This is a genomic window from Streptomyces sp. APSN-46.1 (assembly GCF_022815725.1).
Taxonomy (GTDB): Bacteria; Actinomycetota; Actinomycetes; order Streptomycetales; family Streptomycetaceae; genus Streptomyces.
On record NZ_JALGRF010000001.1, the window covers coordinates 541,938 to 554,043 of the forward strand.

Sequence of the window (12,106 nt, forward strand, 5' to 3'; positions counted from 1 at the left end):
GTCGCCAGCTCCGGGCTCACCGCGCACCGCCCGTCTGCGTGCCGCCCGAGCCGCCGTGACCGTGCCGTCCGGGGCTGCCGACTTCGGGGGCGGCGCCCGTCCCGCTGGAGTGCATACCCGGTGCGACCGGACCGGCCGCAGCACCGATCACGTACGACAGGCAGAACATCAGCCCCAGCAACACCACGAACCCCGTGAGCGCCGGCGGCGGCACACAACGCCGCAGCGAGAGGTACACACCGGCGGGGAACTGCTGAGGTTGCGCCATCGCCACTCCACTGAACGGGCGCTGTCCGGCGCCCCTCGCTCGTCAGGTGCTGCGGTACGCGGACCGCCGCCGAGGTGGCATCCCCTGGTGCGCTGATGCCGTCCCCATGAGTAGTCGGGGGGACGCGTCCATGAGTTCCCGGGCTTCGCGACTCTCCCGACCGGCTTCCAGTCCAGAACTCCGAACCGAGTATCTTGTTGCATATCATTTGCAATTACAGATCAAGTGTGAAAGAGGTCGTGGTGGGCTCTCCTGTGGTGCTGGGCATCGAGTCGTCCTGCGACGAGACCGGGGCCGGAATCGTGTCCGGCGGACGGCTGCTCGCGCACGTGGTGGCGTCGAGCATGGACGAGCACGCGAGATTCGGCGGAGTCGTGCCGGAGATCGCCGCCCGCGCGCACGTGCAGGCCTTCAACCCGGTCGTACAGGAGGCCCTGAACCAGGCGGGGATGCGGATCTCGGACATCGACGCGGTCGCGGTGACGACCGGGCCGGGCCTGTCGGGCGCGCTCCAAGTGGGGCTGGCCGGGGCGAAGACCCTGGCCTACGCGGCCGGGGTGCCGCTGTACGGCGTCCATCACCTCGCCGGGCACGTCGCCGCCGACACCTTGGAGCACGGGCCGCTGCCCAATCCGTGCATGGTGCTGATCGTCTCGGGCGGGCACACCTCGCTGCTGTTCGTACGGGACCTCGTACGCGATCCGATCCTCCACCTCGGCGACACCGTGGACGACGCGGCCGGGGAGTGCTTCGACAAAGTCGCGCGGGTCTTCGGCCTGCCCTACCCGGGCGGACCGGCCATCGATCGGGCGGCACACGGGGGCAACGGCTGCGCGGTGGTGTTCCCGCGGCCCCTGACCCGGCCGGGCGACGCCCGGTACACCTTCTCGTTCTCCGGACTGAAGACCGCAGCCGCGCGCTGGGCCGAACAGCACCACATCCGCGGCGAGGAGATCCCCCTCGCCGACGGCGCCGCTTCGCTCCAGGAGGCCGTCGCGGACGTGCTCACCCGCAAGGCGCTGGCCGCCTGCCGGGAGTACGAAGTGCGCACGCTCGTCGTCGTGGGCGGGGTGGCCGCGAACTCGCGGGTGCGCGCGCTGGCCGAGCAGCGGTGCGCGGCGGCCGGGGTCGAGCTTCGGGTGCCGCCGCTGACTCTGTGCACCGACAACGGGGCGATGATCGCCGCGGTCGGCGACCTGTTGGTACGCGCGGGCTCGGCTCCCGCGCAGCTCGACATGTCGATCGATCCGTCCGCTCCGCTGGAGTACGCGACCCTGCACCCTGTCGCCCGTGCCGCTGCGAGAGTCGCGTGAGCGGGATGGTCGTACGGAGGGTGTCCGCGGCGGAGTTGCCCGGGCTGCGGTGAGAGGTGGGGAGGGTGTACGCGGACGCGTTCGGGGGCCCGCCGTGGCACGAGGGTGAGTTCGGCCTGGACGCGTTCCTTGCCCGGCTCGCTTCGGATGTCGACCTCTGGCGGCGGGCACTGCATCGCCTACGGCTTCGCCATCGCCCTCTCCCTGGCGACGGACACCCTCAGCGGCTCCGGTGCGGAACGCGCCCGTAGACGGTGGACGCGATGACCGGCGCCACCCGGCCCCGGTAGGAAGGCGGCAGCGTCGGGCCGCACGCGGTCAGTTGGCCGACGCACGCCTCCGATCCCGACGCTCGCCAGACACACGCGGGCCCCCCTCGATCTGGGGTTCGGCGTCGAAGGAGGCCCCGCGTGCACGTTATGCTGCAACCCGTCCCGCGGGGGAAGTCCGGTCGAAGTCCGGCGCTGACCCGCAACGGTAGATGGAGCCGCACACGCGGTTCCGTGAGCCCGATTACCCGCGGTGATGAAGGCTCCTGTCAATTCGCCGTGGACTGCGAGAAGGCGCTGCGCAGGGCGCCCCGCGTCCCGGGCCGCTCCTGTGCTCATGTAGGGCACGGCCTGAGGCGAAGGCGATCCGCCCGTGGCCACACCCCTGGAACTTGAACCAGCCGCGCCACTTCACACGGCGCCTACCGGCGTCGGCCCCGCGCCGCCCAAGCGCGTATCACTGCCCCTTCTCTTCGTCACCCTGTGCGTCGCGCTTGTGCTCTCCATCGTGTGTGGGGCGGGGATGGGGGCGTCGGGACTGTCCTGGGGCGAGGCGCTGCGTTTTCTGTGGGCCGGGCTGGCAGGCGGATCCATAGCCCATGACGAAGTCTCTGCTTACACGATCGTGTGGGAACTGCGCTTCCCGCGAGCCGTGCTGGCCGCGGTCGTCGGAGCCGGCCTGTCGGCGATCGGCGTCGCCGTGCAGGCCATGGTCCGCAACGCCCTCGCCGATCCGTTCGTCCTGGGCATATCCTCGGGCGCGGCCGTCGGTGCCAATGCAGTCCTCCTCTTCGGGGCCTTCGGCGCTCTCGGTCTGTGGGCCCTGTCCACGGCGGCCTTCCTCTCCGCCCTCCTCGCCATGGCGCTGGTGTACGCGATCGCCCGCACCGCTGATGGTCTGACCCCGCTGCGGCTCGTCCTGACGGGCACCGCGATGTACTACGGCTTCTCGGCCGTCACCACGTTCATGGTGTTCGCGGCCGAGCGCGGCGAGGCGGCCCGCTCCGCGATGATGTGGCTGCTCGGCAGCCTCGGCGGAGCCAGCTGGGCCTCCGTGCCGATCGCCGCGGGAGCCGTGCTCGTCGGCCTCGCCCACCTCACTGTGTCAGCGCGTCGCCTCAACGCCCTGGCGATGGGTGACGAGACCGCGGCCGCCCTGGGGGTGGACGCGGGGAGGCTGCGCAAGGAGCTGTTCCTGGTCTGTGCCGCCGTCACGGGTGCCGTGGTCGCGGTAAGCGGTGCGATCGGTTTCGTCGGCCTGATGGTCCCGCACGCCGCACGGATGCTGGTCGGCGCGGACCACCGCCGGCTGCTGGCCGTCGCCCCACTAGCGGGCGCCGTCCTGCTGATCTGGGTGGACATCCTGTCCCGTGTGGTGCTCGCGCCCGTCGAGCTGCCGGTGGGCGTGCTGACCGCCGTCATCGGCGTGCCGTGCTTCGTCCTGCTGATGCGCCGCCGCTCCTACACCTTCGGAGGCGCGTGATGCGGATCGACATCGATGCACTGACGGTCGAGGTCGCCGGCGCGCGGCTGGTGCGGGAGGCCACGCTGCGCGCGGGCAGCGGGCAGGTCGTCGGGCTCGTCGGGCCCAACGGCAGTGGAAAGTCTACGCTGTTGCGCTGCGTCTACCGGGCCCTGCGCCCCTCGGCCGGCACGGTCCTGCTCGGCGGTGAGGACCTGTACTCCCTGAGCGCGCGCGAAGGCGCCCGTCGGCTGGCTGCCCTGCCCCAGGAAGCGGTCACCGAATTCGACTTCACGGTCGCCGAGGTCGTGGCGATGGGGCGCCTGCCGCACCAGCGCTCCGTGGCCCGGACCACCGACGAAGACCGGAAGGCGTGCGAAGCCGCGCTGGTGAGGGTCGGCGCCGGCCACCTCGCCGACCGCGGCTTCCTCACCCTCTCCGGCGGCGAGAAGCAACGGGTCCTGATCGCCCGCGCGCTCGCACAGCAGCCCCGCGTCCTGGTGCTCGACGAGCCCACCAACCACCTCGACATCGCCCAGCAGTTGGAAGTGCTGGCTCTGGTGCGCGGCAGTGGGCTGACGGTGCTCACCGCGCTGCACGACCTCAATCTCGCCGCCCTCCACTGCGACCTCCTCTACGTCATCGACAGCGGCCGGATCGTCGCCTCGGGCGCTCCGCACGACGTGCTCACGCCCGAGTTGCTGGCCGAGGTCTTCGGCGTACGAGCGCACCGTGTACCGCATCCGGAGTCCGGCGCCGTACAGCTGCTCTTCGACCGTCTCACGCCCACTCAGCCCGCATCCTGAGGAGTCATGGCCATCATGCCGAACCTCGTACGCCCCGCCGCACTCGCATTCGCCGCCGCCCTGGTGCTTACCGGATGCGGCGCGGAGGTCACCTCTCGGGACGGAGAGGGTGGTGATGCCAAGGCACGCGGCGGCCACTATCCGGTGACCATCGAGAACTGCGGCCAGAAGAAGAGCTACGACAAGGCCCCGCAGCGCGTGGTCACCAATGACGTCGGCATCACCGAAATCATGTTCGCGCTCGGACTCGAGGACCGTATGGCGGGCTATGTGACGCCCGACGACAGGGGCGATCTCGCATCCGTTCCCTGGAAGGACGCTTACGACAAGACGAAGTGGCTCTCGAAGAAGACGATCAACAAGGAGCTGGTCCTCGACGCCCGCGCCGATCTGGTGTTCGCGGGCTGGAATTACGGCTTCAACGAGGGGGAGGGCTTCAGCCCCGCCGAGCTGGAGAAGGTGGGCATCGAATCGTACCTGCTGAGCGAATCGTGCCGCAACGGGCAGGGAAAGGCACGCGGGGTGATGCCGCCGCTCGAAGCGCTGTACACCGACCTGCGGAACCTGGGAAAGATCTTCGACGTCGATGACCGTGCGGAGGCTCTCATCGCGGACTTCGAGAAGCAGGTGGCCGAAGCGGAGGCGAAGGCCCTGAAGGGCGCTGACCGTCCGCGCGTCTTCCTCTATGACGGCGGTCAGGACAAGCCGCTGACCTCGGGTCTGTATGCCGGGCCGCACGACATCATCACCAAGGCGGGTGGCGATCACGTCATGAAGGACCTCAAGGACAGCTGGGCGACGGTGGGCTGGGAGACCGTGGTCGAGCGTGACCCCGAGGTGATCGTGATCAACGATTACGGTGACACCACCGCGGAGCAGAAGCGGAATTTTCTGAAGTCCTATCCGCCGCTCGCCGGCGTCTCGGCCGTCAAGAACGACCGGATCGTCGTCCTCGACTACGCGGAACTGGTGGAAAGCCCGCGCAATCCCGCGGCCATCGCCTCACTCGCCTCGGATCTGAGGAAATTCTCTCGTGACTGACCGAAGAGACTCCGGCCGCCGCCTCAGCAGGCGGGCGGCGGTGCCCGCCGTCGCAGCAGCGCCGCCTAGGCCCACCAGTGGGCCACGACCAGCCGCACTACAGCCTCTGACGTAGCCTCGGGGCCGGCCCGGGTCCCGAGAACGGTCTTGTAGACGTGCAGCCTTCCTGCGTGCTCAGGCCGCTGCGGCGCTGAGTGCCCTTTCCCGCTGGGTCGGACTGGTCTGCTGCGTTCACGTCCCGCGTCTCGCCTGGTGTACGCATTCGGGGCTCGCTGGCCGCGAATGGCCCGGATCCTGCTCGTGGGGTGTGCCGGGACTACCGGGGCCTTCGTGTCGTTGCTGTGGCACCCGATTCGTCGCTTCGGGTGTGGTGGGGCGGCCGAGGGCGGAGGCGGGCGGCGAGGACGCGTTCGTTACGGGCGCTGCGTCCGATCAGGTCGACCGCCGCCGCGTCGCACAGCGTGCGGAAGAGGAATCCGGCCGGCTCCCGGCAAGTCTCCCGTTCGCCGAAGGACGTTCCGATCTGATCGAGGGCCTCTTCCGTGGAGCGGAGTCGCGCCCCCAACCTGTCCTGTTCGGACACGTGTCTCCCTCGCCCGCCCTCCGTCGCCCAACTGCCGTGGAAGGCATTTCATCAGCCGGCGTGGGTTCCGAGGGTCAACGTGGGGGTGTTGCCGGACCGGTCGCCCGTACCGAGTGGCCTCTCGTGGGTCAGTCGCGCAGCGGGCGGATCGGAGGCCCCGCCGCCGCCTTACCCGAAGTGGGCGGTGTGGCGGTCCAGGTGGGCGGCGGCCAGTTCCGCGAGGGCCGGTCCGCCTTCCTCGTAGGCCAGGGGGGCGAGGTCCGGCGGCGGTACGTACCCGTCGGGCATGGCCGCGTACGCCCGGTCCATCAGGCCCTGGTAGCCATCGGTCAGCATCTGCGGCCAGAACCCTGTCAACGGAGGCCGCATCCGGGCTTCGGCCGCGAGCGCCGCATGGTGGGCTGCGGCTTCGGTGGCAGCCTCTTTGGTGGTGAGGTCTGCGATAAGCGGGCGGCATGGGGTGAAAGCGGCGAGCGGCCCGGGCAGCGGGGCAGGGGTGCCGGTGGGGGCCAGGAGGGCTTCGGTCAGGGTGGTGGCGATGAGGGGGGAGGTGTGGAGGCCGTCGCGGTGGGTGCCCGAGGCCACCCACAGGCCGTCTTTGGGGGTGGGGCCGATGACGGGGTGCCCGTCCAGGGCGATGGGCCGGTTGCCGCGGTGGGTGTGCGTGATGGCGGCGGTGGCCAGGTGGTGGTCGAGCTGGCCCAGGGCGGCGTCGAGGAGGAAGCGCAGGGCGCCGGCCGTGGGATGGGGGGCGGGGGTCATGCAGGGCTGGGCGCTGGCGCCGATGTAGCGGGATCCGTCTGCCTGCGGGACGGTGTGCAGACCGCAGGCGTAGGCCCGGTTGGGGGTACGGATCACCGCCGGAAGAGGCTCGGGTCCGGTGACGGTCAGCGCGGTGCCGGCCGCGGCCAGGACCGGTACGACGGGCAGGTCCGGGTCCAGGGCTTCGAGGAGCGGGGTGGTCCAGGCGCCGGCCGCCACGACCGCGCGTGGGGCGCGGAAGGCGCCGGTGGGGGTGTCGAGGAGGTAGTTGTGGGAGGGCAGGGCGGTGAGGGTGCCGGCCGGTGTGCGGATCACGTTCGGCAGGGCGGCCAGGGCGGCGTCCAGGGTGGCCAGCCAGGCCCGGGCGTCGAGGAAGCCTTCCGCGGGCAGGTACCAGGCGCGCAGGGCGCGGTCGTTGTCCAGCGGATGGTAGCCGGGGATGTCCGACGGGGCCGTTTCCTGGCAGCCCAGCTTGTACTCGGCCGCGGCCCGGGCGATCGCGGTGAACGAGGCGTCGTCCAGAGGCGAGGAGACCGCGTTCAGGACGACGAAGGTGCCGGTGCCGTACCCGTCCACCGGCGGGGCACCGGTGCCCGCGCGGGCGCGTACTTGCTTCCGCCAGGCCGGCCACCGGGCGGCTGCCGTCACCGCGAGCTCGGTGCGCAGCCGCCCGTGCCGGGTCCGCGCGGCCTGGTCGGTGACCTCACCGAGAGCGCCGAGCATCGCGCCCGCCGCATGTGATGCCGCCGCACCGCCGACCGCGCCGGCCAGCACCACCCGCACAGCCGGCTCCGCCGAGGCGAGCGCGAACGCGACCGACCGGCCCACCACTCCGGCGCCGACCACCAGAACGTCCGCACCCTGCAGCGCCATGACCACTCTCCCTACTCATCAGCCCCGCGCATCTGGCCGTCCCGCTACCTACCCCAGCCACTCCCGCCATCCAGCCACCTCTCCACAACCAAGATCAAGACCACTCCCGGCCACCCTGCAAAGGAAGCGGACACCGGAATCCCGACGGCGGCCCGCGCAGACGGTCCGCACAGGGCCTCGCCCAACTGTCCGCGATGGCGACCACTCCTCTCACCGCGCGGATTGCGGGGCGCAGATGAGCTGCCTCCGGCCGGCACCCCTCAGCGGCCCAAACAGGAAAATATCTCCAGGTAGAGCAAGTTTCAGCCAAAATCGCGACACTCCACCCTATTTCAACGGGTGGGCGTGGGGCCTCGGATAGTCAGTGGATCTTCCTGATCCCTGACCGAGGAGCCCCCCGTGCTTGGTCGTCGCGCCCTTGGCGGACGTGCTGTGGCAGCCATCACCGCCGCGGCCTCCGCCGTGCTCACCTTCAACGTGTCCTCCGGCGAGGCGGCCGCAGCCGATCAGCTGCGTCCCCAGCGGCCGGCGAGCCTGCCCGCCGCGAACGGCGACGCGATCAGCTCGGAGCCGGGCGTCTTCTACCTGGACCCGCTCGAGGCCTTCAAGGTCAACGCGAGCGTGCACCGCATCATGTACCGCACCACCGACCGCACGGGGAAGGCCAGCGCCGTCACCGGCACCGTGCTGATCCCCACGAACCCCCGTGCCGGCCAACGTCCGATCGTCGCCTTCGCCCCCGGCACCCAGGGCCTGGCCGACAAGTGCGCCCCCTCCCGGCAAATGGCCGCGGGCACCGAGTACGAGGCGCTGCCCATCAAGAAGCTCCTCGACCAGGGCTACGCCGTGGTGGTGACCGACTACCAGGGGCTCGGCACGCCCGGGGTACACACGTACATGGACCGCGAGGCCCAGGGCCGCGCGGTCCTGGATTCCGTCCGGGCGGCGCAGCGTCTGGATGCCGTGGATCTGCCGGACGCCGGTCCGGTCGCGCTCTACGGCTACTCCCAGGGCGGCGGTGCGTCGGCGTCCGCCGCAGAGCTGGCCCCTACGTACGCGCCCGAGCTGAAGATCAAGGGCGCCGTCGTCGGCGCTCCACCCGCGGACATGAACAGGGTCGCCGCGAGCATGGACGGCTCCGCCTACGGGGCGTTCTTCAACTACGCGCTCTCCGGGCTGGCCACCTCGTACGGCATCGACATCGGCCCGTACCTGAGCGCCCACGGCAAGCGCGTGACGAACAACCTGCGGGACAACCTGTGCACGACTCAGGCCCTCGCCAAATACCCCTTCCTCAACTCACGCTTCCTGACCGCCGACGGGCGCCCTCTGACCGAACGCCTCGGGCGCGCCCCGTGGGCCACGGTCGTGGCCGACCAGCAGCTCGGCAAGCGCAAGCCCGCCGTACCCGTCCTGCTCTCCCACAGCGCCCTGGACGACGTCGTCCCCCAGCAGGTCGGCAAGAACCTGGCCGCTGACTGGTGCCGCCGGGGTACGACGGTCAAGTTTTCCAGCAACATCGTCCCCGGCCACATCGCCGCGACCGAAGCCACCAGCGCCGAAGGCATCCCCTGGCTCGCGGACCGCTTCGCGGGCAGGACCGCACCCACCACCTGCTGACCTCCTGCGACCGCCTCTGCTGTCCCTCCGTACCTGGAGGGACAGCACCGCTGACGGACTGCAGGGGGATTGCGCTGCTCGGCTGGCCCCATCTGTTACGACGGCGGTGGTGGTTGGTCGATGGTCCAGGGGGCGGTGCGGATGTCGATGACGTCCATCCGGGCGGTGTGGGCGGCGCTGATGCCTTCGTCGGTCTCGTAGGCGATGCAGCTGGCAGGTTCCAGGCCAAGGCGGGTTGCTGCGGTGAGGTAGGCGTCGGGAGCCGGTTCGAGACGGACGACATCCTCGCGGGCGACGATGACGGGGAAGAGGTGGGCCAGTCCGGCCACGGCGATTCCGGCTCGCCCGATGCGGCCGTCGTTGGCGGATGCAACCGCGACGGGGCCCGTGTGGCCGCGGCCCGGGCGGCTGCGGCAACGGCCGCGACGGGTTGGACAGACCGCCACCCACATCATCACCACCGCGTGCGCCCGCCCGCTCGACGACGCGATGCGGACCGCGTTCGCCGAAATGACCCACTGGCTCCAGGCCGGCTGCGGACTCACCAGCACCGAGCCCCAGCTCCTCCTCGCCCCGACCGCGGGACCCCGGCCCTTCCTACGGTCCGCTCATGAGCATCCCCACCGAGCCGATCGGCAGCCTTCCCCGTCCGCGCGCCCTTCTGGACGCGATCGCCTCGCATGCTGAAGGCCGCCTGAGCGCCGCGGAGCTGGAGAAGCAGCAGGACCAGGCCATCGTCGATACCCTCGCCAGGCTGGAGAAGCTGGGCTGCGAGGTCCTGGTCGACGGCGACCAGGCCAAGCCCAGTTCGATCACGTACCCCCTCCGGGGGCTCACGACCCTCGCCCCCGACGGCGTGATCATCCCCTACGCCGACGGCCACACCCGGCAGCTGCCCCGCCTGACTACGGGCTCCTTCCGCTACCAGGTCCGCGCGGACACCTACCTGCGCGCCGCCCGCAGGCACACCGACCGACCGGTCAAGCAGTCCGTCGTCGCCCCCTCCGCCCTCAGCCTGCTCTACCCCCACGACTCCATCGCTTGATACTCCCGCGAGGCGTTCCTGCGGGACCTCGCCAACGAGTCCGCGGCCGAGATCCGAGCCTGTCTCGACGCCGGGGCGCACCGTGTGCAGCTGGACTTCACGGAGGCCCGGCTGTCGCTGAAGCTGGATCCGTCCGGCGGCGTCCTCGGCGACTTCATCGCCCTCAACAACGAGGTCCTGGGCCGGTTCAGCGAGAAGGAAAGGGCCCGGCTCGGCGTACACACCTGCCCCGGAGCGGACCAGGACTCCACGCACAGCCTGGACGTCGACTACAGGGACCTGCTGCCCAGGCTGTTCCAGCTCAAGGTCGGCAACTTCTACCTCCAGCTCGCCAGCGAGCCCGATCCCGAGCGAGTGCTGCGGATCGTCGCCGACCAGCTGCCCGCCGGCACCCGTGTCTTCGTCGGCGTCACCGACCCCACCCAGCCCACCGTCGAGACCCCCGAGGAGGTGCGCGACCGGATCCTGCTCGCCGCCCGCTACCTTCCCGTCGACCAGCTCGGCACCTGCGACGACGCCGGCTTCGCCCCGTACGCCGATGACACCTCCACCTCCCGCGACCTCGCCTTTGCCAAGATCGACGCCCGCGTACGCGGCACCGAACTCGCCGCCCAGGTCCTGGGCCTGTAGCCGCGACGGCGCCGATCCCCGTCGCCCGCTCCTGCACGAAGGCCAAGGTCAGCGACCTGGGCCTTCGTTGTTGACCGGGCCTCCCCAAGAACTGGGCACCGCCTACCTGCCATGCGCTGACCGCCTCTGCCAGGGTGTGAGACGACCAGGCGGCCGGTGCCCCGCCCGGGCAAGACACGCCAGTACCACGTTGACCTCGTCCAGCGGATACTCGGCGCCGGTGCACCCACGGAGGAGCCCGGCTGCGGCCATACCGGCAGCGGTCCGAGCGTCGGTGAAAGTGGCTCCGGACGGAGTCTGGAAGTGCGGACTTCACCCGCGATCGACCGGGGCAGCGGCCCGCGCCGAATCCACTCCGCCGTCATCCTGGTCTGCGGCCGTCTTGCGTATCGGCTATTCGCCCCCGCTCGCACTCGCCTTCGGTGGTCACGTGCAACGTGGCAGCGGTCCGCGGGCGCACCCGAAGGGGCCACACCTGGGGAAGGTGCCGGGGCCAGGCGGAAGTGAGTCGTTGCTAGGGGGTGTCCGGCGGATCATGTCGGGCGGCCGGACGTGGGTGGAGCAGGTTGGGCCCTCTGCGAAATGCCTCGACAACGGTCGGGGTGATCGGGGACGCTTCGCGCGATGACCAAAATCGATGACACGCCGCCCGCATGGGACGAACGCACCCAGCTCACCACGTTCCTCGACTACGCACGGGAAACCGCCCGCGCCAAGTGCGACGGCGTCTCGGCGGAGAACGCCCGCAAGGCGCTCCTGCCGGGCTCACCGCTGATGACCATGAGCGGAGTGATCAACCACCTCCGTTGGGTCGAGTACTACTGGTTCCAGGTGGTCTTCCTCGGCGAGGAAGACCGGGCCCCCATGACGGATGAAGACCCCGACCGCGAGATGCGTATCGCCGTCGACTTCCCGCTCACGCAGTTGCTCGACGAGTACGCCGAACAGAGCGCCCACTACCGCGAGCTGGCCGCCGAGAACGACCTGGACAAGCGGGCCGAGGGAACCATCCGCAACGGCCTCCACGTCGACCTGCGCTGGATCCTCCTCCACCTCACCGAGGAGACGGCCCGCCACAACGGCCACCTGGACATCCTGCGCGAGATGCTCGACGGCACGACCGGCGACTAGATCCGGCGGAGATCACGGGCGGAGCCAAAGTCGGATCGAGGCGACGGTGACGGTGCCGTGGAAGATGTAGCCGCGCTTGTCGAACCTCGTGGCCACGGCCCGAGAATTCTTCAACGCGTTGATCGTCCGCTCGACTTCGTTCCTCCGCTTGTAGATCGTTTTGTCGAAGCCTGCGGGTCGGCCGCCCCTGCTGCCCCTTCGCTGGCGGTTGGCCCGCTGGTTCCTCGGTTCGGGGATCGTGTGCTTGATCTGGCGCCGCCGCAGGTAGCGGCGGTTGCGGCGGGAGGAGTACGCCTAATGGGA

General features: G+C 70.5%; 9 protein-coding genes, 2 pseudogenes and 1 riboswitch. Of the genes and pseudogenes, 7 read left to right on the top strand and 4 right to left on the bottom strand.

Annotated elements, in window-relative coordinates; all coding sequences use genetic code 11:
- Window positions 1–16: 16 nt before the first annotated feature.
- Complete coding sequence (locus tag MTF65_RS02425) at window positions 17–268, bottom strand: hypothetical protein (protein WP_243626521.1); 252 nt, start codon at window positions 266–268, stop codon at window positions 17–19.
- A 254-nt stretch (window positions 269–522) separates the two neighbouring features.
- On the opposite strand from MTF65_RS02425, the gene tsaD reads away from it, so the two are divergent.
- The 4 genes from tsaD (at window position 523) to MTF65_RS02445 (ending at window position 5,159) form a co-directional block, all read left to right on the top strand.
- On the top strand, window positions 523–1,581 hold the full coding sequence (gene tsaD, locus MTF65_RS02430; RefSeq protein ID WP_243627274.1) for a tRNA (adenosine(37)-N6)-threonylcarbamoyltransferase complex transferase subunit TsaD: 1,059 nt from the start codon (window positions 523–525) through the stop codon (window positions 1,579–1,581).
- 389 nt (window positions 1,582–1,970) lie between these two features.
- A riboswitch (cobalamin riboswitch) is annotated at window positions 1,971–2,121 on the top strand.
- Between the two features lie 189 nt (window positions 2,122–2,310).
- Window positions 2,311–3,333: a FecCD family ABC transporter permease gene (locus MTF65_RS02435; RefSeq protein ID WP_374207172.1), complete on the top strand. Its 1,023-nt coding sequence runs from the start codon at window positions 2,311–2,313 to the stop codon at window positions 3,331–3,333.
- A complete protein-coding gene (locus tag MTF65_RS02440) occupies window positions 3,333–4,118 on the top strand; it encodes an ABC transporter ATP-binding protein (protein ID WP_243626523.1) in 786 nt (261 codons plus the stop codon). Before MTF65_RS02435 ends, MTF65_RS02440 begins: the two co-directional genes overlap by 1 nt.
- 15 nt (window positions 4,119–4,133) lie before the next feature.
- The gene (locus MTF65_RS02445; RefSeq protein WP_243627275.1) at window positions 4,134–5,159 is read left to right on the top strand and encodes an ABC transporter substrate-binding protein; all 1,026 of its coding nucleotides are present in this window, start codon (window positions 4,134–4,136) and stop codon (window positions 5,157–5,159) included.
- A gap of 751 nt (window positions 5,160–5,910) precedes the next feature.
- Here the strand turns inward: MTF65_RS02445 and MTF65_RS02450 are convergent.
- Complete coding sequence (locus MTF65_RS02450) at window positions 5,911–7,377, bottom strand: FAD-binding oxidoreductase (RefSeq protein WP_243626524.1); 1,467 nt, start codon at window positions 7,375–7,377, stop codon at window positions 5,911–5,913.
- A 432-nt stretch (window positions 7,378–7,809) separates the two neighbouring features.
- Between MTF65_RS02450 and MTF65_RS02455 the strand changes: the two genes are divergently transcribed.
- Window positions 7,810–8,997 (top strand): alpha/beta fold hydrolase, encoded by a 1,188-nt coding sequence (locus MTF65_RS02455; RefSeq protein WP_243626526.1) that lies wholly within the window; start codon window positions 7,810–7,812, stop codon window positions 8,995–8,997.
- A 95-nt stretch (window positions 8,998–9,092) separates the two neighbouring features.
- On the opposite strand, the gene MTF65_RS02460 is transcribed toward MTF65_RS02455, so the two are convergent.
- Window positions 9,093–9,548 (bottom strand): HAD family phosphatase, encoded by a 456-nt coding sequence (locus MTF65_RS02460; protein WP_243626529.1) that lies wholly within the window; start codon window positions 9,546–9,548, stop codon window positions 9,093–9,095.
- 59 nt (window positions 9,549–9,607) lie between these two features.
- Here MTF65_RS02460 and MTF65_RS30400 point away from each other — a divergent pair.
- Together MTF65_RS30400 and MTF65_RS02475 are read left to right on the top strand one after the other, a co-directional pair.
- Window positions 9,608–10,672 (top strand): annotated as a pseudogene (locus MTF65_RS30400) (cobalamin-independent methionine synthase II family protein).
- Window positions 10,673–11,296: 624 nt separating this feature from the next.
- Window positions 11,297–11,803 carry a DinB family protein gene (locus MTF65_RS02475; RefSeq protein ID WP_243626533.1) on the top strand — a complete coding sequence of 169 codons (507 nt, stop codon included), beginning with the start codon at window positions 11,297–11,299 and terminating at the stop codon, window positions 11,801–11,803.
- Window positions 11,804–11,815: 12 nt separating this feature from the next.
- Here MTF65_RS02475 and MTF65_RS02480 read toward each other — a convergent pair.
- A pseudogene (locus MTF65_RS02480) lies at window positions 11,816–12,097 on the bottom strand (IS5/IS1182 family transposase); the annotation flags it as partial.
- Window positions 12,098–12,106 lie beyond the last annotated feature (9 nt).